Raw genomic sequence first — 22857 nt, 5'->3', positions numbered from 1 at the left:
ACCCGTCGACGACAGGGTGTAGTGGGGTGAGCCACCCCACACCCGATCTCCGGCGCGGCCGCAACACGCCGGAGCGCCGTTCGAGCCCATTTCGATCGCTCGATGGTTGCCACTGCGTACCCTCTGTCCATCATCCGTAACCCTGCGCAGGAGAGATTCATGCGAACCTTGATCGTCGGCGCGACCCTGACCGCCCTCGCGGGCACCGCACTGACCTGCGCCGCGACCGCGGCCTCGGCGGGTCAGGTGGTCGCACAGCCGGATCAGGGGCGGATCGGGGTCAGCCTGTCGCACGAGGAGACCGCGGCCCTGGCCGAAGGCCCGATTCCCGCGTTGATCGGCAAGGTCGTCCCGCTGAACCACATGGGCGCGGGCCTGCATCCGGGCAGTCGGATCTACCGCGATCCGCGGGGCGGCATCCACGCCTCACCGCGCGAGCTGCTGCTCGAATCGGCCGCGCATCCGGACGGGAACGTCATCATCTACCTGGACGCCCCCGGCACACACGGCTCCCGCGTGCTCGACATCTACGAGCACTGGAGCTGACCCCTACCGGTGCCCGGGTCGCAGGCAGGACAGCGCGAATCCGGTCGACACCAGGCAGCTCACCGGCCCGGGCAGGCCGTCGACCAGACGTGATCTGGTCACCGGTTCCGGGGCCGGACCGGCGTCCATCACGGTGAGCACATCCAGGCCCACGGTGGCCAGTCCGATGACGCCGACGGCCACCATCACCACGACTCTGCGCTGCACGGGATACGTGCGGGACATATCTTCAGTGTCCCCACGAAACGTCGAGTTACCAGTGATTGCCGAAAGTTGGCCCCGATCCGCGATATTCGGTCCCGCCCGGCGCTCGGCTCGATCGGCGCTTCGAATTCGACCGGGTGCGTGGGCGTTACCCGGGTAGACGGATCAGGGCGACGGGGGCGTGACTCAGGGCGGCGGACTCGCTGGCTCCGGGGGCGGCGGACTCGCGACTCAGGCCCGGCGAGCGCGTCGAACCGACCGCGCGATCAGATCGATGAGCGCCAATCCGGCCACCGCGACCAGCAGCGCGGCCAACCCCAGCCACGGCCCGCTGTACCGGGTCGCCTCGAAGGCGGGCAGATCCCCCGACGCGGCGAACGGCACCGACTCGATTCCCGCATGCCAGGCCGGTGCGACGCCCGCGATGCAGGCCACCAGCACGACCACGTCCAGGACCGGCCACAGCCGCTGCATCATCGAGTGCCTTCCTCGTCGTCGCTCGCCTGATCTTCGGCCGCCTGCTCCCCGGCAGCCCGTCCCTCGATCGCCGCGGTCAACTCCGCGCGCAGCCGCCGATGATCGCGCGCCCACGCCTGCACCAGACCGCCGTCCCGCAATTTCAGGCCGATGCCCTTGCGGCGCCGCGGCACACCGGCCAGTTCGCCGAGCGCACGCGCCGACTGCCAGTCGTCATCGTCCCAGGACTCGTCGTCGTGCTCGGGCAGGACCGCGGCGATCCGGGACAGCTCCAACGTCTCGGCGCCTTCGCGCAGCGAGGTATCGGTGAGTTCCACGCTGACATGCCGCTTACCCGCGACGACCTGCAACGACACGAATCCGGCCAGCAGCGCCGCGCAGAAGATCAACCCGAACCAGTGCACCGGACCGTGGCCCAGCACCAGTTCCAGGATCAACACGATCAGGCAGATCAGCGGACCGTAGGCGACGGCACGCCAGCGCGCGCCGGGCTCGGCGAAACGCACGTCGGCCGGGGCTCGGGTATCGGTCACGGAAACCTCCAGGCTGTCTCGCCCGCCCGAGGGAACCTCCGAGATGGAGCGAAGCGATTCAGCCGACCATACCGGGCAGCAGCAGCACGGCCAGCGTGAGCAGACCGAGAACGAGGACCAGCGCCATCATCACGACGTCGCGCCGAAGGCTCTGCGGCTGCTGAATCACCACTCGCATCATTGCCTCCGCTTCTCCGGATCGCTCGCGCGATCCGCTCGGGAACGCACGACCTACGACATCCGGTTCCCAGGTCCTCTGTGACAACCCTCACGATACATGCCGCCGCACCGGTGACAAATTCACCGCGGCAACCGATTTCCGTTCCCCGCGAAGTAGGCGTTGGATTCCGTTCGGTGACAAAGGAATACGGCTCCGGCGGCAAGCACCGCCTGCAGGATGGCAGCAGCGCCGGCGACCATCTCACCGGTGCCGGAGATCGCCCCGAGACCGAACATCGAGTTCACGCCGCCGATCACCAGCACGATGGCCGCGATGTCGAACAGCATGCGCGCCCACGGTTTCCCGCGCCGCAGCTGATGCGCCACGCCCAGACCCGCCGCGGCGAGCGCCAGCCCGAAGACGATGCCCATCACGATGAGGACGGTGACCATCAGCTCGTAGGTCGCCAGCGGCGTCTGCGGGTCCTGGGTGCGCAACTGACCGTAGACGTTCCGGGCGATCGTGTGCCGGTGTTCGAAGCGGGTCCACATCCCTGCGAACAGCCGCACCACACCCAGAGTTATTGCGCCCCACCACAATTGGGACGCGGTACGAACGTCGTCGGGCATCGGCCGGTCGGGCGCGGGGGGTACCGGCGGGGTCCACGGATTCACGACAGCCACGAAATCTTTTCGGTCACGACAACCAATGCGCGACTTCGGTGGCCCAGTAGGTGAGCACGATGTCCGCGCCCGCCCGCCGGATGCCCACGAGCGATTCCAGGATCGCGGCACGCCGGTCGATCCACCCGTTCGCGGCGGCGGCGGTGATCATCGAGTACTCGCCGGAGATCTGGTACGCGGCCACCGGCACGGTGGAACGGTCGGCCACATCGCGGAGAATGTCCAGGTAGGACATGGCGGGCTTGACCATCACGAGGTCCGCGCCCTCGGCCAGATCCAGCTCCAGTTCCCGGATCGCCTCGCGGCGGTTGGCCGAATCCTGTTGGTAGGTACGGCGATCGCCCTGCAGCGAGGAGGAGACCGCCTCGCGGAACGGGCCGTAGAACGCCGAGGCGTACTTCGCGGTGTAGGCCAGGATGCCGGTGTCGATGCGCCCGGCCTCGTCCAGCGCCTCGCGGATCGCGGCGACCTGGCCGTCCATCATGCCGCTGGGGCCGAGCAGATCCGCGCCCGCCTCGGCCTGGGCCAGCGCCATCGCGACGTAGCGTTCCAGGGTCGCGTCGTTGTCCACCGCGCCGTCCGGGGACAGCACGCCGCAGTGGCCGTGATCGGTGAATTCGTCCAGGCAGGTGTCGGCCATGATCACCGTCGCGTCGCCGACCTCCGCGGCCAGCGCGCGCAGGCCGCGGTTCAGGATGCCGTCGGGATCGCTGGCCAGGCTGCCGTCCGCATCCTTGTCCTCCGGACGCGGAACGCCGAACAACATCAGCCCGCCGACCCCCGCGGTGACCGCCTCCACGGCCGCCTTGCGCAGCGAATCCATCGAATGCTGGTGCACGCCCGGCATCGAGCCGATCTCGCGCGGTTCGTCCAGCCCGTCGGCGACGAACATGGGCAGCACCAAATGCCTTGGTTCCAGTGAGGTTTCGGCTACGAGACGCCGCAGAGCAGGAGTACGACGCAACCGCCGCGGGCGGTCCATTCCGGTCATGAACCGCACGATACGCCCCGACCCACCCCCACGCCGCACCGCCTCCGCACCCGCTCACCGCCCCGCGAGAGGCCCCCGCAACGACCGTCGCCGATCCCGCGACCAGGCATTCACCGGGCAACAGCGAACCTTCGGACGACAACGGGACCACTTCCCGGCCGAGGCACCCGAGAGCATGCCCACGTGCCCGGACGTCCCGGCACGGCACCCCACCCCAACTATGACCAATCACACACGAGCACACCCGATCCGACCGCGAGACAGCAACCCTCGCCGACCAGTTCGACACCCGGGCGCACACAACCTCAGCGGACAGTCGGACACCTGGCCGCAGACGACATCCCGACGAACAGTTCAACACCCAGCCCCGCACAACAACCCCAACGAACGGTTCGATACCCGGCCGCACACAGCCGACTCGATGCGCGGACAGATGAGCACGGAGACAACCGGACCCGCGCTCGACGTCCGATACTGGGCATCGGTCCAGCAGGGTGACGCCGCCGATGCATGCCGCCCCGCAGTCGGGACGCTGCCTGCACCGAGTTGCCAGCCGTTGCGAGCGGACGAGCGCTCGCCGGGGCGTTACCTCCGGCGCGCTGCCGACCGAGACCAACCTTGATCGAATGTCAGCCGGAACGGGCGGCTTTCAGGGCGGCTTCGAGTGCGGTGGTGAGGGTTTCGAGGTAGGCGTCGTCGCTGTCGCCGGACAGGACCAGGATGCGGAGACCGAGGGGGGCGATGAGTAGGTCCGAGGCGAGTTCCAGGTCGAGATCGGCGGGGAGTTCGCCGCGGTCGATGGCGGCGCGCAGGACCGTGCGGGCGTTCTCGCGGCGGGGCGCGCCGACGACGGTGCGCAGGACCTCGGCGAGGGCCTCGTTGTGGTGGGCCTCGGCGAACAGGGACGCACCGATGCTGCGGACCGTCTTGTTCGTGAGCTGATCGCGGAACGTGTCCAGCAGTTGCCGTAGGTCGGTGCGCAGGACTCCGGTGTCCGGGATCGGCGGCAGGGTGTCGCGGACGGCCTGGCGGATCAGCTCGGCGAGCATCTCGTCCTTGGACGACCAGCGCCGATACAGCGCCGCCTTGCCCACACCCGCGCGGCGCGCGATGGCCTCCATGGACAGCCGCGCATAGCCGGATTCGGCAAGTTCGGCGAAGGTCGCCGCGGTGATCGCGTCGGTGACGTGCTGTCGCAGGGCCGCGCCGCCCGTGGCGGGCCGAGCCGACGTCCGCTCCTTTGCCATGTCCCGAGGATAACCGAGACGGAACCGTTGCGTTCCGTCCGGATCCGGTGTTAGCGTCGATATGAACGGAACGGGACCGTATCGTTCTTCAAGGGAAAGGTGTCCGGCCATGAAATTTCTCTACGACGACGAGTCCTTCTCCTTCGAGGCACTGCGCGCCGCGGGGTACGCGACCTACGGCGGCGCGGAACTCGGCGAAGTGCTGGTGACCTGTCGGCAGATCCCGGAGAACGACGAGGCCGCCTGGTCGACGCAGTGGGCCGCGACGGCCGCGCGGGTCGAGCGCATCGGCCGCTACGCGCTGGCCGCCGGGCATCGAGTCAGCGCTCGCGAAGCGCTGCTGCGGGCGTCGAACTACTACCGAACCGCCGACTTCTACCGGCGCGAGGACCCCGCTGACGACGCCGAATCGGCACGTCTCGCCCGAGCGTCGCAGCAGACCTTCGACGAGGCCGCCGCGCTACTCGACACTCCCGCCCGCCGAGTACGGATCCCCTACGAGGACACCACCCTGCCCGGCTATCTGTTCCTGGCCGACGATTCCGGCGAACGCCGCCCGACCGTGATCTACCACGGCGGATACGACTCCACGCTGGAGGAGGACTACTTCGCGCTCGCCGCGGGCGCACTGCGGCGCGGCTATCACGTCCTGGCATTCGACGGGCCGGGCCAGGGCAGCACCGTGCGTGATCAGGGCCTGCACTTCCGGCCGGACTGGGAGGCCGTGGTCACGCCCGTCGTGGATTTCGCGCTCGGCCTGCCCGGGGTGGACGCCGACCGGCTCGCACTCGTCGGCACCAGCCTGGGCGGCTACCTCGCCGCGCGGGCCGCCGCCTTCGAACACCGGATCGCCGCCTGCGTCCTGCACGACGGGGTCTTCGAATGCCACGGCCCGTTCGCGGCCATCGACGAGATCGCGGCGCGGCTACCCGGCGGACTCGAGGCGCTCATGGCACAGAACACCCAGGCGCGCTGGATAATTCGCAACGGCCTGTGGACGTTCGGACTGTCCGCTCCCGAGGAGATGGGGAAGGCGATCGAGCCCTACACGATGGCGGGCCTCGCCGACCGGATCACCTGCCCGACCCTGGTCCTCGAGGCCGAGAACGACCAGTTCTTCACCGGCCAACCGCGGCAGATCTTCGACGCACTGACCTGCCCCAAGGAATTCATCACCTTCCGCGAGGACGAGGGCGGCGGCGAACACTGCCACGAGGGCGCGACCGCCCTGTTCCACCAGCGCACCTTCGACTGGCTGGACGGCATCCTGGGCCGCTGACCCGACACCCGCCGAACCGCCGGTCGCGCACCTCGCGCGACCGGCGGTTTCTGTCGGCGCCGGACGCTATAATCGAAGATGTGTTCGAGAGCGATTCGCGCCCTCGATCATTCGTTTCCACCACAGCCGGGGAGGGTCTCGTGGCCACCGATTCGCCGATCATCATCGACCAGCCGTACGTTCCGCTGCTCAAGCGCCGCCTGCCCGCGGGCCGCCCGCGCTCCTGGTACGTCACCCACAACCGCCGCCTCAAGGCGATGCGCCTGGCCATCGCCCTGCTCGACTCCGGCGTCTACCGAGCCGACCTGGCGGACAACGAAAAGATCCGCCGCACAGCCGATCTCGTGGGCATCCACCCGCCCTCGGACAAAACCTGCCGCCTCGTCCGAGACCTCATGCGCACCCGCCGCTGAGAAATCGAACCACGCCCTCAGCGTGACTCGTCCTCACCTCACCAAGGCGAAGACGAATCACGCTGAGGCACAAGCAATCTCAGACTCGCCAACCAGGCTCAGGCACAGACGAACCGCGCCGACACCCGGAAGGCCCCGTTCCAACACGTTGAACAACGCCCACCTGCTCGCGGCCCATCTCGCCGATGAGACGCGGAGGCAATCAAGCCCTGCCGCGGCGGCTCTTCTTGCGCGGCGGGGGCAGCAGGCCCTCGGCGCGGAGGTGGGCGGCGTGTTCGGCGAGGGCCTCGACCAGCGGGCCGACCTGGGCGAGTTCGGGCTGCACGTCCACGCGCAGGCCGAATTCGATGGCGGTTTCGGCGGTCTTGGGGCCGATGCAGGCGACGATGGTGCGGGCGTGGGGCTTGCCCGCGATGCCGACCAGGTTCCGCACCGTGGAGGAGGAGGTGAACAGGACCGCGTCGAAACCGCCGGTCTTGATCATCTCGCGGGTCTCCGCGGGCGGCGGCGAGGCGCGCACCGTGCGGTACGCGGTGACGTCGTCGATTTCCCAGCCGCGGTCGCGTAGACCCTCGGCGAGAGTTTCGGTCGCGATGTCCGCGCGCGGCAACAGGACCCGGTTGACCGGGTCGAACACGTCGTCGTAGGGCGGGAAGTCGGCCAGCAGACCTTCCGAGGACTGCTCACCGCTGGGCACCAGTTCCGGATTGATGCCGAACGACCGCACCCGCTCCGCGGTGGCCTCGCCGACGCAGGCGATCTTCACCCCGGAGAACGCCCGCGCGTCCAGACCGAACTCGGCGAACTTCTCCCACACCGCGCGCACCGCGTTCGTGGAGGTGAACACCACCCACTGGTACCGGCCGTCGACCAGGCCCTTCACCGCGCGCTCCATCTGCGCGGGACTGCGTGGCGGCTCGACCGCGATGGTCGGCACCTCCATCGGAATCGCGCCGTGCGTGACGAGCTTCTCGCTCATCTCACCGGCCTGCTCCTTGGTCCGCGGCACCAGCACCGTCCAGCCGTACAGCGACCGCGACTCCCACCAGGACATCTTCGACCGCTTCTCGACCTCCTTGCCGACCGTGACCACCAGCGGCCCGACCAGCTCGGACGCGGCGCTGTTCAACGTCGCCAGCGTCGCCTCGATGGTCCGCTGCTGCCGGGTCGTGCCGCGCACGGTGACCGCGACCGGCGTCTGCGGCGCGAGCCCGTGCTCGGTCAGCGCGCTGGCCGTCTCCGCCAGATGCCCGGACGTCGCGTGCAGCACCAGCGGACCGGGTGCGGCCGCGACCGACGCCCAATCCACCTCGCCGCGCACATCGACCTCGGTATGACTCGAGCCCAGCGCGATCCCCGCGTACGCGGGCACCGTCGCCCCGGACGGCAGCCCCGGCAGCACCTCGAACACCATGTGCGAGCGCGTCACCGCGCCGACCTCGGCGATCACCGAATCGGTGGTCAGCGGATCACCGGACACCAGCCGCACCACGTCGTGACCGTTCCGCGCCTCCGCGACCAGCGTCTTGGCCACCTCGGCGGGTTCGCCCAGGGCCGGACGCACGTCGACCGGACGTTCCCCGTCCGGGTTCGGCTCCACCTCGACACCGATCAGGGCGAGCACACCCTTGTCCACATCGGGGTCGGTGAACGCCAGCGTCGCCCGGCCGAGCACCTCGCGGGCCCGAACGGTCAGCAGCGCCGGGTCACCGGGGCCGGACCCGACAAAGAGAATCCGACCAGGATGCTTCTTAGTGGCTCGGCTCATTTATCGTTCTCCATTGGGCTGGGATGGGTGAAAGTCTGTGCGGCCTCGCGGTTGGCGCCGAGCAGCTCGCGCGCCCCCAGCTCCAGCAGCTCACGGGCCAGTGCACGGCCGAGTTCCTCGGCCCGGTCGGGCGAACCGACCACCGATGCCCGGAGCACGTCCGAGCCGTCGATCGCCGCCACGCAACCGCGCAGCGACAGTTCCTCTACCACCCGGCCGTCGTCGTCGAGCGATTCGACGACCTCGGCCAGCGCACCGATCGGAGCGGTGCAACCGGCCTCGAGATAGGCCAGCAACGCCCGTTCGGCGTCGATCGCGGCACGGGTGGCCGCATCGTCCAGGGCGGACAGGATGGTCACGAGATCCGGGTCGTCGGTGCGGCATTCGACCGCGAGCGCACCCTGGGCCGGGGCGGGCAGCATCTGCACCGGCTCGAGCGATTCGGTGACCTCGTCGAGGCGGTCGATGCGGGCCACACCGGCCCTCGCGATGACCACCGCGTCGAGTTCGCCATCGGCGACCTTACGAATTCGGGTGTCGATATTGCCACGCAACGGCAGGATCTCGAGGCCGAGACCGAGCGCGCGCAACTGTGCCGCGCGACGTGCGGCGGACGTGCCGACCCGCGACCCCGCGGGCAACTCGCCCAGCACCATGCCGTCGCGGGCGACGAGCGCGTCCCGCGGGTCCTCGCGCGGCGGAATGGCGGCGATGACGAACTGCGGATCCGGCGCGGTCGGCAGATCCTTGTAGGAGTGCACGGCGATGTCGACGGCGCCGATGGCGAGTTCGTGGCGCAACGCGGCGGTGAACACCCCGACGCCGATCTTCTCCACCGGCTCCGAGGATTTGTCCCCGGCGGTCTTCACCACGACGAGTTCGGCCTGCTGTCCGCCCGCGATCAACGCGTCCCGGATCGTGCCGGCCTGGGTCAGCGCCAGCAGGCTGCCGCGGGTGCCGATCCGCCACGGCGCGTCGGCGGTCCCCCGACGTGTCGTGTGATCCTCGTGCACCATGGCGTCGGTAGCGGTCACGCTGCGTCCTTTCGGGCATGAACGGGGCGCTCCGTGGTTACGCTCCGCTGCCGCCTACGCGCCTGGCCGTTCATGCCGACGCCCCTTCATTACCGGAAGTGAGGTCGTCACCGAGTCCGGCGACCTCCATGGGTGCCGCAACTGCTTGTGCCGCACCGGGTTTGAGTTCGAACAGTTCGCGCAGCGCCTCGGCGTAGGTGCCGCCGCCGGGCGCGGAGGCCAGCTGTTTGACCCGTACCGTCGGCGCGTGCAGCAGTTTGTCCACCACGCGGCGCACGGTGCGCGCGACCTCGGCGCGTTCGGGATCGGCCAGATCCGGCAGCCGCGACTCGAGCCGCATCAGCTCGGCCTCGACCACGTCCGCGGCGCGCTGCCGCAGCGCGGCGACGGTCGGGGTGACCTCCGCAACACGTTGGCTCGCAAGGTATTTGGAGAGTTCCTCGGCGACGATCGCACGCGCGGCAGTGGTGTCGTCGGCGGCCGCGCCGGCCGCCGGATCACGCTGCAAGGTCTCCATGTCGATCACCGTCACGTCGGGCAGTCCGGCGACGGCAGGATCCACATCGCGCGGCAACCCCAAGTCACAGACCACCATCCGGTGCCCGGCCGGAGCCGAGTTCAACGCCCGATGCGCGTCGGCGAGCGTCACGACCGCACCGACCGCACCCGTACTCGTGATCACGATGTCCGCGGCGGCCAGCGCACCGACCAGATCGGTCAGATCCCGCGCGCTCGCCGTGACACCGTGCATGCTCACGGCGGTGTTCGCCAGCCGCTGCGCGCGCTCGAGGGTCCGGTTCACCACGATGATGTGCCCGATCCCGGCGCGCGCCAGATGCGCCACCGACAGCCCGCCCATCGCGCCCGCGCCGACCACCACGGCCGTGCGGCCGGTCAGATCGCCGATCTCCGCGCGCGCCCGATCCAGCGCGACCGACACCACCGACGCGCCCGCGCGGTCGATCCCGGTCTCCGAATGCACCCGCTTGCCCACGCGCAACGCGTTCTGCGCCAGCTCGTGCAGGGTGCGTCCGGCGGCCTGCTGCGCGTCCGAGGCGGCGTAGGCGGCGCGGATCTGGCTCAGCACCTGCTGCTCGCCGACCACCATCGAATCCAGCCCGCTGGCCACCGCGAACAGGTGCTCGGCGGCGGCCTCGCTGTAGCGGACGTAGGCGTGCCGGGTGAGTTCGGGCAGCGACAGATCCGCGTGCGTGGCGAGCAGATCGCCGATCTCGGCCAGACCGCCGTGGAAGGCGTCGACCACCGCGTAGACCTCCACGCGGTTGCAGGTCGAGACGATCATGACCTCCGAGACGTGCTGGGACTTCAGCATCCGGTCCATCAGCTTGGGACGATCGTCCTCGGTGACCGCAACCTTCTCCAGCACCGCGACCGGAGCACTGCGATGCGAAATTCCGACTAGAAGGATGCTCATTGCGCGACCACCGATCCGTTGCTCATATGCGGTGCGTCCGAGGAGCCTGCGTGTTTACGCAGGCTGCCGCCCCCGGACCCGCCGCGGCTGGTTGGCTCCATTGCCGAAACCACGACCCCCGCTGGGCGGATCGCGGACGATGACGAGGTGTGCGGAGCCGACGCGCTGCGCGCCCGCTCGAACGAGAGCATCTGCATCTCCACCGCCAGATCGACCCGGCGCACGTCCACCGACGACGGCGCGTCCAGAGCGATCGGCGAGAAACTCAATACGCACCGCAACCCGGCGGCGACCAGTCGATCGCACACCGCCTGCGCGGCCTGATCCGGAACGGTGATGACCGCGATGGTCGGTTCGAGTTCGATGACGGCCGCGTCGAGCTCGGCGACGTCGCGTACCGGCAACCCGCTGACCATCGCGCCGATCACCTGCGGATCCCGGTCGAACACACCGACCATGGCGAACCCGCGCCGCCGGAAACCGCCGTATCCGGCCAGCGCACGACCCAGATTTCCGGCCCCGACCAGGATCACCCGATGTCCCTCGGACAATCCGAGCACATCCTCGATGCGGGCGCGCAACTTCGCCACGTCGTAGCCGACGCCGCGCACCCCGTTGGGCCCGAGGAAGGACAGGTCCTTGCGCAGTTTCGCGGAACCGACACCCGCCGCGACAGCCAGTTCCTCACTCGATACGATGAGCACGCCCTCGTCGGCCAGGATGGCGAGGACCCGGAGATAGGTCGCCAACCGCGTGACCGTAGCCTGCGGAATGTCCTTGTACGGTGCGTTCGACCGCAGAGCCCTGCCGGAGACGCCTTCGGGCGTCTCATGCTGCTCTGTCACGTCGTTCGGCTCCTCGTCCGGCCGGGGGTCAGGTATCCGGTTGCTCTCCGCTGCCAACACCCGGGGCCAGCGCCACCTGGCGTCCATCGGATTGTTGCTGCTCCCGCTACGGGAAAGCGAGCGGCTTGCGTGCCACCACCGTAACCGCTTGTGAAGCCCTGCACAAAGTCGGTGAATTCAGTCACTGTGTTCAATTGCCTCCGCTCCGCTCCGGCGGGGCCGGGGCCCCCTGAGGCTCGATTCTTCCCTCCTCCGCTCCTCCGCTTCGCTCCCCCGCTCCGTCAGTCCAGAATCGAGCCGGGCCCCGACCCTTGCTGTCGGCGTTATTTGGAGTTGGCGGAACTGGGTGACCTCGGAGTTGGCGTTATCGGTGGCTGGCGAAACTGGGTGACCTTGCTGTCGGCGTTATCGACGGCTGGCGGAACTAGGTGACCTCGGGGTTGGCGTTGTCGGTGGCTGGCGGAACCGGGTGACCTCGGGGTTGGCGTTGTCGGTGGCTGGCGGAACCGGGTGACCTCGGGGTTGGCGTTGTCGATGGTTGGCGGAACCAGGTGACCCTGATGTCGCCGTTATCCAGACTGGAAGAACCACGCGACCCCGGGCGTGGCGTCTCGCAAGGTCGGTACGCGATGCGACCTGCACCGATCCGCCGTACCAGCCCAACGCAACCACCAACGTGCCCAGCGGCGAATCGTCTCCGTCCCGCCGGAAATCGCCCGCGAAGCGAAAGGCTCAACAAGCCCAACCCCAAAGGTTTTCGGCGCGGCTCGTCGTTCAGCCCTCGAAGCGCATGGCCGAAGGCCGAGTCTCGAGGGGTGAACGACGAGCCACACGGGCGCCGAAAACCTGCCGGAGCGAAGCGGAGGCCAAAAATACAGCTTTAATGACCTCATGAGCGATCGACATGCGGTTACATTGCTGACTCGGGCGGGGTGCGGGTTGTGTGTCACGGCGTTGGAGCAGTTGCGTTCGATTTGTGCGGATTTCGGGATCGAGCCGGGGACCGTGGATGTGGATCAGGCCGCGGCGACGGATCCGGGGTTGCGGGCGGAATTCGGGGATCGGTTGCCGGTGGTGCTGCTCGACGGCAAGGAGCACAGCTACTTCGATGTGGACGAGAAGCGGTTGCGGGCCGACCTGACGCGGTGAGCGCGGGTGTGGGCAGCGCCTCGTCGTTCGCACGGCACCACCTGACCCCACTCGGTTAATGTTGGGATGTTCGCGCGACGGGCGGAGGTTAGCGGTGCCGGAACGATCCAAAGATGCGAGGACAGGTTTCATCGCGGGCAGATTCGGCGAGTTCCCGGCACGGTGGGGGCAGGGTCTGTCCGATCAGCTGACCCGCATCACGCGCAGCCCGTTCGGGCCCAGCGAGGAGGAACTGCGCGCCAATCTCGCCGGTGAGGCCAGCGCCGACGCGGCCCTCGCCCTGCACGATGCCGAACTCGCGGAATCCGTTGCGGCGGAAGATGATTCGCAAACTCCCGAACAGGCGCGCCCGCCCCGCGACCTGACCGCGGCGGCGTTCTTCGACGTGGACAACACCATGGTCCAGGGCGCGTCGATCGTGCACTTCGCCCGCGGCCTGGCGGCCCGCAAGTACTTCAAGACCTCGGATCTGGCCGATATGGCCTGGAAGCAGGTCAAGTTCCGGATCACCGGCAAGGAGAACCAGGGCGACATGGCCAGCGGCAAGGAGAAGGCCCTGGCCTTCATCGCGGGCCGCTCCACCGCCGAACTGGCCGAACTCGGCGAGGAGATCTACGACGAGATCATCGCCGACAAGATCTGGCCCGGCACCCGCGCGCTGGCGCAGATGCACCTGGACGCCGGTCAGCAGGTCTGGCTGGTCACCGCGACCCCGGTCGAACTCGCCCAGGTCATCGCGAAACGCCTCGGCCTGACCGGCGCGCTGGGCACCGTCGCCGAGAGCGAGGACGGCGTGTTCACCGGCCGCCTGGTCGGCGACATCCTGCACGGCCTCGGCAAGGCGCACGCGGTCCGCACCCTGGCCATCCGCGAGGGCCTGAACCTCAAGCGCTGCACGGCGTATTCCGACAGCCACAACGACGTCCCGATGCTCTCGCTCACCGGCACCGCCGTCGCCATCAACCCCGACTCGGACCTACGCGAGGTCGCGAAGAACCGCGGCTGGGAGATCCGCGACTTCCGCACCGGCCGCAAGGCCGCCAAGATCGGCGTCCCCACGGCGCTGGCCCTGGGCGCGGCCGGTGGCGCGGCCGCGGCGATACTCACCCGCAAACGCGACGCCGCCAAGCACTGACCGGAACGCGGCTACCCGCTGAAAGCGTTGCGCCGCTTGGCGAGCCGCTTGTACAGCGACTGCTGGATGTTCTCCCGCACCTGATCGGTGATGTCGAACATGGTCATCGCGTCGTCGGCGGCCTCGGGCTCGTACGCGCCGGTCTCGATCGGCTCGCCGAACTCGATGTACCACTTGGCGGGCAGCGGCACCATGCCCAGCAGCCCGAGATGCGGAAACAGCGGCGTCACAGGGAAATACGGCAATCCGAGTAGTCGCGCCAGCGGTTCGAGGTTGGCGAGCTTGGGGTAGATCTCCTCCGAACCCACGATCGAGCACGGAATGATCGGCACCCCGGTGCGCACCGCGGCGGACACGAAACCCCCGCGCCCGAACCGCTGCAACTTGTACCGATCCCCGTACGCCTTGCCGATTCCCTTGTAGCCCTCGGGAAACACCCCGGCCAGCTCCCCGGTCCGCAGCAGCCGCTCGGCGTCGGCGGGGCAGGCCAGGGTGTGCCCGGCCTTGCGCGCGAGCCCGCCGATGACGGGCGTCTCGAAGACCAGATCCGCGGCCAGCAGCCGCACCACGCGCTGCGCGCGATGCCGATCGTGCACCGCCAGCTGCAACATCAGCCCGTCCAGCGGCAGCACGCCCGCGTGATTGGCGACGATCAGCGCACCGCCGGATTCGGGCAGGTGCTCGAGCCCGTTGACCTCCACCCGGAACCACTGTTCGGCCAGCGGCCGCAGCGCGGGCAGCAGCACCGATTCCAGCAGGTGTTCGTCCAGGCCGAACTCGTCGACCTGGTAGTCGCCGGTGAGCCGCCGGCGCGCGAAATCGGCGGTGCCGCGGATGCCCTCGGCGACCGTGTCGCGCACCAGGTCACCCAGGCTGCGCGGCGGCGGCGGAGTGGTCTCGGCGAGCCGGTCGGTGAGCGAGGTCACCGGGCTCGCGGCGCTCTGTCCGGGCCAGCGCCGCGGGGCGGGCCGGGACCGGGCCTCGAAGTCGATGTCGTGTAGTTGGATGACCTTGGCCACGTCGTTCATCGATGTACTTCCTCTCCGGCCCCTACCAGGCCGAGAAGTCTCGTTTCGGCGGCGTCGATCCAGCGCGGATCGATGACGGGCCGCAACGCTGCGCCCCCGATGAAATCGTCGAAGGCCTGCATCGTGGTCCAGCGCGGCTCGAATCCGAGTTCGGCGCGCATTCGGGTGGTATCCAGGCCGCACCCGAAATGAAAGTAGTCGATCTGCTCGGACGTGAACTCCTGCATCACCGGGCCCATGAAACTCCGGCCCACGGTGCGGAACAGCGAGAACGGAATCGGCAACGCGACCCGCCCGGCGCGGCGGATCGCCTGGGACAGCGTCAACGCGCCGTCACCCGCGATATTGAACGTCCCGCCCGGTGCGACCAACGCGGCATGCACCAGCGCGGCGATCGAATCCTGTTCGTGCAACACCTGCATCCGCGGATCGCGGCCGAGCACCGTCGGCGTCACCGGGGATCGGAAATACTGCACACCACGTTCGGCGAGCCGGGATCCGACGATCGGCGGAAAACGCAGAATCGCCGTCGCGATATCCGGGCGGCGTCGCGCCAGCCCGCGCACATAACCTTCCATCTCGATCATGTCGCGCGCGAAACAACCGCTCGGCGGGGTCCGGGCGCCCATTTCCTCGGTGAATTTCGCCGGATCCTTCGCACTGCACCCGTAGACCGCCGAGGACGAACGCACCACCACCCGCCGCACGCTCGGCGACTTCTGGCACACCGCCAGCAGCTGCATCGCGCCCAGCACGTTGAAATCCTTCATCGCCGCGCGTCCACCACTGGACGGCGGCCGGGACAGCACTGCGGGATGCACCACGGTATCGACCTCGTTGCCGTCGACGACCTTGCGTATCAACGGATTTCGAATATCGGCCCGGACGAATTCGGCGCGGCCCATGCGCCGCAGCAGTTCCCGGTTGGGCTGGCGCGCGTCGACCGCGATGATCCGCTCGACGCTGGGCTCGGCGGCGAGGGCGGCAACCACGTTGCCGCCGAAGAATCGGCTGGCACCGGTGACCAGGACAACTCTCGGTCGGTGCCCGTCCCGCTCGTTCACGCCGAAAATCCCAACTGAACCCCTTTACCGGCTGTCCCCGCGGCTCCAGCGTAACGGGTCGCGCACGCACCTGGAGAGGCTATTTACCAGGTTCTAACGAGGACTTTCGTCACTGGCAACGCAAGAGCCCGTCACCGTGACGATGACGGGCCCCTCGACGGCTGCGGCTACCTGCCGGGCCTACTTGCCGAGTTTGCGCCGCTGCACCCGAGTACGACGAAGCAGCTTGCGGTGCTTCTTCTTCGACATCCGCTTACGACGCTTCTTGATCACAGAACCCATAGGGTTGTTCCTCGCGTTCTCTCTCTACTCGGCACGCACGCCGGTTCACGTACGCCTGGTGTTCTCCGGGTCGCCCGGCCCGCATGGCTCCCGGTTTCCGCGCTCCCAATGTTCGCGCGGTCGCCGCGGCGCGGAGCACCGCCTGGCGAAACACGACGGTCATCCATGTTACCGGGCTGCCACCCAGCAAACGAAACGGGGAGCTGGATCTTCGGCCTCCGCTTCGCTGCGGCGGTTCGCGGCCCCCGAAGCCTCACCGCTCGGCCCCGTGTCGGGCACTCGTTCCTCGCACCCGCCACGCGTCCGACCGGCGAGCCGGGCCGCGAACTCTGTTGTTCTCAGCCCGCGTCGAAATACGAGGTCTGCAGATAGTCGTGCACGGCTTTCGCGTGCACTCGGAACGATCTGCCGACTCGCACCGCGGGCAATTCACCCGAGTGCACCAACCGGTACACCGTCATCTTCGACACCCGCATCAGATTCGCCACTTCGGCGACGGTGAGGAACTGCGTCCCTCCACCAACCACGGGTCCCGTACTCGCAGAGCTGTTTCCAGACATCATTGCGTCACCGACCTCCGGCACGTCCGCGCCGCCGGCTTCCCCACCGGCGGAACAGACACGCACGTGCTCCTTGAAGCTTAGCGGGACCAGTGGGATTGCTGCGACGGGTGTGAGAAATCGGATTTGCCGGGCGGATAACCGGCCGGTCAGGCAACGGACGCGCGCCGTTCAATTACCGCCCGGATCGGAGCGTCACGCGTCGTGTGCCGCCGAACGGTCGCGCGCCGCGTTCAGACCCTCGATGAACGCCGAACGCACCCCGGCGCGTTCGAGCTCGCGCACCGCCGCGGCCGTGGTGCCCGCGGGCGAGGTCACCGCGGCGCGCAGTTCGGCCGCGTCCTGACCGGATTCGTCCAGCAGCGCCGCCGAACCGAGCATCGTCTGCACCACCAGCTTGGTGGCCACATCGCGGCTCAGGCCCAGCCCGACGCCCGCCTCGACCATGGCCTCGACCACCAGGAAGAAGTACGCCGGACCCGAACCGGACACCGCGGTCACCGCGTCCATCTGCGATTCGCGCACGGTGACCACCTTGCCGACCGAGGCGAGCAGTTCGGAGACCTGCTCGAGCTGCGCCGGATCGGCGTGGCGGCCGCCCGCGATCGCGCTCATCCCCTGGCCTACCAGCATCGGGGTATTCGGCATCACCCGCACCACCGGGAATCCGGCGGGCAGTTTGGCCTCCAGGCGCGCGGTGGTCACCCCGGCGGCCAGCGACACCAGCACGCGGTCGCGCGCGTCGTCCTGATCGACCTTGCTCACCTCGACGAGGACGGCGTCCACATCGCCCGGTTTGACGGCGACGACCAGCAGATCCGCACCCGTCGCGGCATCGGTGACGTCGTCGGTGACGCGGATGCCCAGGCGCTCGCTCAATACTTCCGCCCGCGCCGCCACCATCTCGACAACGACCAGATCCTTACTCGCCCAGCCGGATTCGAGCAGTCCGGCGAGCAACGCCTCACCGATCCGCCCGCCACCGATCACCGCAATTCTCGTCATGGTGTCCAAGGCTAACGGTGCGGCGCGGACGGGTTCACCGCACGCCGACCGATCAACGCGGGATGAGCGCGAGCTGGCGCGATTGCGCCACCACCGCACCGGTGGAGTCCAGCACCAACTGATCCTCGTCGAACATCCGCTCACCGATCTCGTGCGCGGTGGCGATCACGCGCAGCCAGCCCGGGGCCGGACGACGCCGCAGGTATGTGGTCATCTGCACGGTCGGGGCCCAGCCGAAGCGGCCCATGTTGGTCGGCACCGGCGGGCTCATGTCCCCGGCCATCATCGCGAAGTAGGCCGCGACGTCCGGGTCCTGCTGGTCGCCCTCGCGCGCCCGGATCCACAGCCGCAGCCGCGGTTCGCCCTGTTCCTGCTCGAGGAAGCGGGCCCAGCGCGGATCCAGCGCGACCGACGCGCCCTCGGAGACGTGCACGAGTTGACCCATCGGCGAGTCCGGGGTGTAGAACACGGCGTCGGCGGTGGGTTCGGCGGGCATGTCACCGGCGTTGTCGGCCGCGTAGGCGGGGGCCTGGTCGTTGAGGTGGCCGAAGGTGAACACGGTGTGCACCAGCGTCCGGCCGCCCTGCACCAGACCGGTGTCGATCAGGCAGATCTGACGGCCGGTCTTGCGGATGCGGACCTCGTACTCGACCTCGCCCGCCTCGGGCGCGCCGAGGAAATCGGTGCTCGCGGAGATCGGGAACATCCCGGCCAGCTCGGGCGCGGCGGCGCGCAACCGCCGGGACGCGGCCGCGGCGCTGCCGGCGACCATGGTGCCGCCGTGCAGTTTGTGCCCGATGGTCCAGGTCGGCTCGATCGTGCCGCGATAACGGCCGACCGCCGGATCCTCGCCGGGCAGTTCGGTCAGTGCGCACACCCGGGCGAAGGGTGCGTCGTCCGGTTCCGGCGCGGCTTCGCGCTCACCTGCTACCGCGTCATCGATGGCCAATTCCGTCACCGCCGCTCCTTCCTGCCGCATGGCTCGTACACCGTATAAGTGTTACCGCAGGCATCGCGATTCCCGAACCAGGTGTGACCAACGCACCATCCCGGACGAGATGTGGGTCAACTCCCGCCGACGCCCGACGGCTCCGGAGACGCCGGTTCGTGCCGATCCAGATGGGTGCGCGCGAACTCCAGCGCACGCGCCAGCATGGCCGCCCGCGCCATCGTGGTGCGGGCGTTCTGGGTGTTCGCCTCGATCACGACCTGACCGCGAAAACCGTTGCGCGCCAAGGATTCACAGACCTGCGCGCACGGCTGCGTACCGTCGCCCGGAATCAGGTGCTCATCGTGCGCGGCGCCGCGGCCGTCGGCCAGGTGCAGATGCGTCAGGCCCTCGCCCATGCGCGCGGCCAGCAGCGTCGCGTCCATCCCCGCGGTCGCGGTGTGCGACAGGTCGAGGGTGTAGTGCCGGAATCCGGTATCGGTCGGATCGTAGGACGGGCTGAACGCCGTCACCGACAATCCGGGCCCGCCGCGCCGCTCCAGCCGCCGCACCGCGCCCTCGTGCCGCCCGAACAGCGTGTCCGCGCGCATCGGGAACATGTTCTCCACCGCCACGGCCACCGGACTGTCCCGCTCCAACTCGGCGACCTGCGCGGCGAAACCGTCCGCGTACCGACGCTGCCAGCGGAACGGCGGATGCACCACCACGGTCGCCGCGCCCAGCGCCTCGGCGGTCCGCACGCTGCGCTCGAGTTTCGCGACCGGATCCGCGCCCCAGACCCGCTGCGAGATCAGCAGACACGGCGCGTGCACGGCCAGCACCGGCATCTCGTACCGTCGCGCATACTCCTGCACGGTGGCGATACTCTGACTGGCCGGTTCCGCCCAGACCATCAATTCCACACCGTCGTAACCGATTTCGGCCGCGTAGCGGAACGCCGCCTCGGTGTTCTCCGGATAGACCGACGCGCTCGACAGGCCGACCTTGATCTCCGCCGCGCCGATGTTCCCCACGTGCCCGCTCCCGGATCAGTTCGTACTGAGCAGGAACGCCAGTGGTCCGAGCGTCACGAAGATGCCGACGACGACCGCGATGACCGTGCTGTACATATCGTCGGTGCGGCGCAGCACCCGCACCAGCGCCACCAGACCCAGGATGACCACCACCGCCAGCGCCAGCGCGACGAACGGCAGCAGATCCCACATCTTCTCGAAGCCCTTGAACAGCAGCATGCCCGCCACCGCCGCGCCGACGACCTGACCGGCCAGCACCAGCCACTGCCGACGCCCGGTCTCCTGGCCACCGCCGAAACTCAGCCAGCTCGGGCGGTCGCTCTGCAACAGCGCCTTCGAGCGGGCGCTGATCGAGGTGTCGCGACCGGAACGCTTGGGGGCGCGGCGGTTCCGGCGGGCCGGGGGCTCGTCGAAATCGTCGTCGTCCTCGTCTTCGTCCTCGTCGAAGTCGAGCAGATCGTCGTCGTCCTCGTCGTAGTCCAGATCCAGGTCGTCCTGGTCGGGATCGAAATCGGGGCCGACGGCGGGATAGATCTCGGTGCGGCCGTTCACGTCCACGGCCAGCAGATCGGTGACCGGACGCGCGTCGCGGGACAGCATCGGATCCGAGGGCAGCGGGCGGCCGCCGCGGGGGTCGAGGTCGTCGCGCGGATCGCCGCCGGGAGCCGGGCCGGGCTTGCCCTGATTGCCCGGGGACCACATCGCGGTCGGGGGCTCCATGCCGTTGCGGGGTGGTTCCGCGCCGTTGCGTGGCGGTTCGGCAGCGTTGCGATCGGGTGCGCCCGGACCACGCCGACGCGCCGACCAGGCCGGAAGTCCACCGGGCGGCGGCGGACCGTCGGCACCGTTGCGGCGGCCCATCCGCGAGGGCGGGCCGTCGCCACGATCGGGATTCTGGGGACCGGGTTGCGCCATCGGCTCGGGGCCGCGCGGCGACCCCCACCCGGAGGGTCCGGCCGGATCCGGTCCCGGAGAGAACGAATTACCGCCCGGGGCAAGGGGATTCGGGGCGGGCATGAATGCGGTGGCACCCGCGCCGCGCGAATCCGCGCCGAAGGAATCCGCACCCGGCGCGCGAGTGCCCGACCCGAAGGGATTCGCACCCGGCCGACGGGAATCGGGTCCCGGCCCGAAACCGTTCGCACCACGCGAATCCGGCTCCGGCGCATAACCGTTCGCACCTCGGGAATCGACCCCGGGCTCGAAACCATTGGCACCGCGTGAATCGGGAGCGAAACCGTTGGCACCACGTGAATCGGGAGCGAAACCGTTGGCCCCGCGTGAATCGGGAGCGAAACCGTTGGCCCCGCGCGAATCGGGAGCGAAACCGTTGGCCCCGCGCGAATCGGGAGCGAAACCATTGGCACCACGCGAATCAGGGGCGAAACCGTTCGCGCCCCGCGAGTCTGGAGCGAAGCCGTTCGCGCCACGCGAATCCGGGCCCGGCGCGTAACTGTCCAGCCCCTGCGGCCGGAACGGCTGCACCTCGGTCATCTGCTCATCGGGGTCGCGGCGGCGTCTGCGCCCGCCCCCACCCGGCGACGGCACCTCCGGAACGGGTGCCGAACCGAACGGATCTGCGGCCGAATCATCTTGCGCGGCAAGCGATTCGGCAAGCTCACGCCGGGCCCGGCGACCACCCGAGGTCGGCGGCGCGCTCGGCGGACCGAAGGAATCCACCCCGGAACCGGACGACGCGTATCCGGGCGATTCGCTCGGCGAGGAACTCGGCGCGAGCGGGTTGTAGAACGTGATCGGCCCGGACAACGGCGAGTTGTCCGGCTCCGGCGCGGGCGAATAGGCCAGCGCGGGATCGGGAGCCGGGTCGTACCCGCTGGGCTCCTCGGGCGCGGCGTGTGACGAACCGCCCTCCCGCACCACGGGCATATCGCCGGTGAACTCGTTGACCGCGATACCGCGACCACTGCGCCGCCGCCGACCGCCGCCCCCGGACGCGGGCGCGCCCTGGCCGTTGCGGGCCAGCAGCTCGGCGACCGAGAGCTGAGTCGAATCTTCACTCATCGCAAAACCGTTTCCGTCGGGCCCGGCACACCCGAGGACCGGCCGTTACCGGTCGACGGATCGCTGTCCAGGTCGGTATCTAGTTTGCGCAGGATCAAGCCCTCCCGCAGCGCCCATGGGCAAATCTCGAGAGTATCCAGCGATAACGCACGCATACTCGCCTCCGCGACCAGTGCGCCGGCCACCAGTTGCTGGGACCGATCGGAACTGACGCCCTCCAACTCTGCCCGATCCGCGGCGGTCATTCTGGAAATGAACGCGATCAGTTGCCGCAGACCGGAGATGGTGAGGATACGCCGTTCGCGGGGTCCGGCGGCGGAGGGGGCCGCGCCGGTGAGCCGGGCCAGCGAGCGGAACGTCTTGGACGTGCCCACCGCCAGATCGGGGCGACCGGGCTCGAGCAGCTGTTTCGCCGGGGCCACCATCTCGGCCTCGAGCCAGTCGCGCAGCACCGCGACGCGGCGCTTGCCGGGCGGGTCCTCGCGCAGCCAGTCCCGGGTGAGCCGGCCCGCGCCCAGTTGCAGCGACAGCGCGGCATCGGGTGCCTCGTCCGCGCCGTTGCTCAGCTCCAGCGAGCCGCCGCCGATGTCGAGATTCAGGATCCGTCCGGCGCTCCAGCCGTACCAGCGGCGCACCGCCAGGAACGTCAGCCGGGCCTCGTCGACCCCCGAGAGCACCCGCAGTTCGACGCCGGTCTCCCGGCGCACCCGCGCGAGCACCTCCTCGGAGTTGGTCGCCTCGCGCACCGCCGAGGTGGCGAACGGCATCAGCTGGATGCATCCGGAAGTCTTTGCGATGCTGGCGAATTCGGCCACCGTGGCGATCAGCCGGTCCGACCCCTCGGTCGTGATCCGGCCGTTGTCGTCCATGCTCTCGGACAGGCGCAACGCCGCCTTCGTCGAGCTCATCGGCATCGGGTGCCCACCCCGATGAGCGTCCACCACTAGCAGGTGGACGGTATTACTTCCCACATCGAGCACACCGAGCCGCACAACAACACGGTACTGGGTGCCGCTGTGACGTGTTGGAATACGG

The 22857-nt window shown here is 69.2% G+C and carries 24 protein-coding genes; 5 read left to right on the top strand and 19 right to left on the bottom strand.

Annotated elements, in window-relative coordinates; genetic code table 11:
- The first annotated feature begins 159 nt into the window (after window positions 1-159).
- Entirely contained in the window at window positions 160-546 is a 387-nt protein-coding gene (locus NRB20_RS06405; RefSeq protein WP_153408350.1) for a hypothetical protein, read from the top strand.
- Window positions 547-549: 3 nt separating this feature from the next.
- Here the strand turns inward: NRB20_RS06405 and NRB20_RS06400 are convergent, their stop codons facing one another.
- The 6 genes from NRB20_RS06400 to NRB20_RS06375 all read right to left on the bottom strand — a co-directional run bounded on the left by NRB20_RS06400 (window position 550) and on the right by NRB20_RS06375 (window position 4841).
- Complete coding sequence (locus tag NRB20_RS06400) at window positions 550-771, bottom strand: hypothetical protein (protein WP_153408348.1); 222 nt, start codon at window positions 769-771, stop codon at window positions 550-552.
- 210 nt (window positions 772-981) lie between these two features.
- Window positions 982-1227: a hypothetical protein gene (locus tag NRB20_RS06395; RefSeq protein WP_153408346.1), complete on the bottom strand. Its 246-nt coding sequence runs from the start codon at window positions 1225-1227 to the stop codon at window positions 982-984.
- A complete protein-coding gene (locus NRB20_RS06390; protein WP_319944543.1) occupies window positions 1224-1760 on the bottom strand; it encodes a hypothetical protein in 537 nt (178 codons plus the stop codon). Before NRB20_RS06390 ends, NRB20_RS06395 begins: the two co-directional genes overlap by 4 nt.
- Before the next feature lie 300 nt (window positions 1761-2060).
- On the bottom strand, window positions 2061-2594 hold the full coding sequence (locus NRB20_RS06385; protein ID WP_153408342.1) for a hypothetical protein: 534 nt from the start codon (window positions 2592-2594) through the stop codon (window positions 2061-2063).
- 22 nt (window positions 2595-2616) lie between these two features.
- Window positions 2617-3594 (bottom strand): porphobilinogen synthase, encoded by a 978-nt coding sequence (gene hemB / locus NRB20_RS06380; protein ID WP_153408340.1) that lies wholly within the window; start codon window positions 3592-3594, stop codon window positions 2617-2619.
- Between the two features lie 629 nt (window positions 3595-4223).
- Window positions 4224-4841 (bottom strand): TetR/AcrR family transcriptional regulator, encoded by a 618-nt coding sequence (locus NRB20_RS06375; protein ID WP_153408338.1) that lies wholly within the window; start codon window positions 4839-4841, stop codon window positions 4224-4226.
- Between the two features lie 109 nt (window positions 4842-4950).
- Here NRB20_RS06375 and NRB20_RS06370 point away from each other — a divergent pair, with 109 nt between their 5' ends.
- Together NRB20_RS06370 and NRB20_RS06365 are read left to right on the top strand one after the other, a co-directional pair.
- On the top strand, window positions 4951-6120 hold the full coding sequence (locus NRB20_RS06370) for an alpha/beta hydrolase family protein (protein ID WP_153408336.1): 1170 nt from the start codon (window positions 4951-4953) through the stop codon (window positions 6118-6120).
- A 140-nt stretch (window positions 6121-6260) separates the two neighbouring features.
- Window positions 6261-6533 (top strand): hypothetical protein, encoded by a 273-nt coding sequence (locus NRB20_RS06365; RefSeq protein ID WP_319944542.1) that lies wholly within the window; start codon window positions 6261-6263, stop codon window positions 6531-6533.
- A 202-nt stretch (window positions 6534-6735) separates the two neighbouring features.
- Here NRB20_RS06365 and NRB20_RS06360 read toward each other — a convergent pair whose 3' ends face one another.
- From NRB20_RS06360 to NRB20_RS06345, 4 genes are all read right to left on the bottom strand, one after another.
- Window positions 6736-8301 (bottom strand): bifunctional uroporphyrinogen-III C-methyltransferase/uroporphyrinogen-III synthase, encoded by a 1566-nt coding sequence (locus NRB20_RS06360; protein ID WP_153408334.1) that lies wholly within the window; start codon window positions 8299-8301, stop codon window positions 6736-6738.
- The gene (gene hemC / locus NRB20_RS06355) at window positions 8298-9317 is read right to left on the bottom strand and encodes a hydroxymethylbilane synthase (protein ID WP_153408784.1); all 1020 of its coding nucleotides are present in this window, start codon (window positions 9315-9317) and stop codon (window positions 8298-8300) included. Before hemC ends, NRB20_RS06360 begins: the two co-directional genes overlap by 4 nt.
- Before the next feature lie 88 nt (window positions 9318-9405).
- Entirely contained in the window at window positions 9406-10770 is a 1365-nt protein-coding gene (locus NRB20_RS06350) for a glutamyl-tRNA reductase (RefSeq protein ID WP_153408332.1), read from the bottom strand.
- Complete coding sequence (locus NRB20_RS06345; RefSeq protein ID WP_406603786.1) at window positions 10767-11615, bottom strand: redox-sensing transcriptional repressor Rex; 849 nt, start codon at window positions 11613-11615, stop codon at window positions 10767-10769. The genes NRB20_RS06350 and NRB20_RS06345 overlap by 4 nt, the downstream gene beginning before the upstream one ends.
- Window positions 11616-12506: 891 nt before the next feature.
- Between NRB20_RS06345 and NRB20_RS06340 the strand changes: the two genes are divergently transcribed.
- Both NRB20_RS06340 and NRB20_RS06335 read left to right on the top strand, forming a co-directional pair.
- On the top strand, window positions 12507-12764 hold the full coding sequence (locus NRB20_RS06340; protein WP_153408328.1) for a glutaredoxin family protein: 258 nt from the start codon (window positions 12507-12509) through the stop codon (window positions 12762-12764).
- A 94-nt stretch (window positions 12765-12858) separates the two neighbouring features.
- The gene (locus NRB20_RS06335) at window positions 12859-13899 is read left to right on the top strand and encodes an HAD family hydrolase (RefSeq protein WP_406603785.1); all 1041 of its coding nucleotides are present in this window, start codon (window positions 12859-12861) and stop codon (window positions 13897-13899) included.
- Window positions 13900-13910: 11 nt separating this feature from the next.
- On the opposite strand, the gene NRB20_RS06330 is transcribed toward NRB20_RS06335, so the two are convergent.
- The 9 genes from NRB20_RS06330 to NRB20_RS06290 form a co-directional block, all read right to left on the bottom strand.
- Entirely contained in the window at window positions 13911-14927 is a 1017-nt protein-coding gene (locus NRB20_RS06330; RefSeq protein WP_153408324.1) for a lysophospholipid acyltransferase family protein, read from the bottom strand.
- The gene (locus NRB20_RS06325; protein WP_319944541.1) at window positions 14924-15991 is read right to left on the bottom strand and encodes an NAD-dependent epimerase/dehydratase family protein; all 1068 of its coding nucleotides are present in this window, start codon (window positions 15989-15991) and stop codon (window positions 14924-14926) included. The genes NRB20_RS06330 and NRB20_RS06325 overlap by 4 nt, the downstream gene beginning before the upstream one ends.
- Before the next feature lie 180 nt (window positions 15992-16171).
- A complete protein-coding gene (locus tag NRB20_RS06320) occupies window positions 16172-16273 on the bottom strand; it encodes a 30S ribosomal protein bS22 (protein WP_003402602.1) in 102 nt (33 codons plus the stop codon).
- Window positions 16274-16611: 338 nt separating this feature from the next.
- Window positions 16612-16836, bottom strand: coding sequence for a helix-turn-helix domain-containing protein (locus NRB20_RS06315; RefSeq protein ID WP_051193761.1), 225 nt, complete (start codon window positions 16834-16836; stop codon window positions 16612-16614).
- A 192-nt stretch (window positions 16837-17028) separates the two neighbouring features.
- The gene (gene proC, locus NRB20_RS06310; RefSeq protein WP_153408322.1) at window positions 17029-17838 is read right to left on the bottom strand and encodes a pyrroline-5-carboxylate reductase; all 810 of its coding nucleotides are present in this window, start codon (window positions 17836-17838) and stop codon (window positions 17029-17031) included.
- A gap of 52 nt (window positions 17839-17890) precedes the next feature.
- On the bottom strand, window positions 17891-18715 hold the full coding sequence (locus NRB20_RS06305; RefSeq protein ID WP_406603790.1) for a thioesterase family protein: 825 nt from the start codon (window positions 18713-18715) through the stop codon (window positions 17891-17893).
- Window positions 18716-18903: 188 nt separating this feature from the next.
- A complete protein-coding gene (locus NRB20_RS06300; protein WP_319944540.1) occupies window positions 18904-19800 on the bottom strand; it encodes a sugar phosphate isomerase/epimerase family protein in 897 nt (298 codons plus the stop codon).
- A 15-nt stretch (window positions 19801-19815) separates the two neighbouring features.
- Window positions 19816-21822 carry a hypothetical protein gene (locus NRB20_RS37910; protein ID WP_227833322.1) on the bottom strand — a complete coding sequence of 669 codons (2007 nt, stop codon included), beginning with the start codon at window positions 21820-21822 and terminating at the stop codon, window positions 19816-19818.
- A complete protein-coding gene (locus NRB20_RS06290; RefSeq protein ID WP_319944539.1) occupies window positions 21819-22814 on the bottom strand; it encodes a Ppx/GppA phosphatase family protein in 996 nt (331 codons plus the stop codon). The genes NRB20_RS37910 and NRB20_RS06290 overlap by 4 nt, the downstream gene beginning before the upstream one ends.
- Window positions 22815-22857: the final 43 nt, after the last annotated feature.

The sequence above is a fragment of the Nocardia macrotermitis genome (genome assembly GCF_009604405.1).
Classification (GTDB): Bacteria; Actinomycetota; Actinomycetes; order Mycobacteriales; family Mycobacteriaceae; genus Nocardia; species Nocardia macrotermitis.
This window is presented reverse-complemented; position numbering and strand designations above follow the sequence as displayed.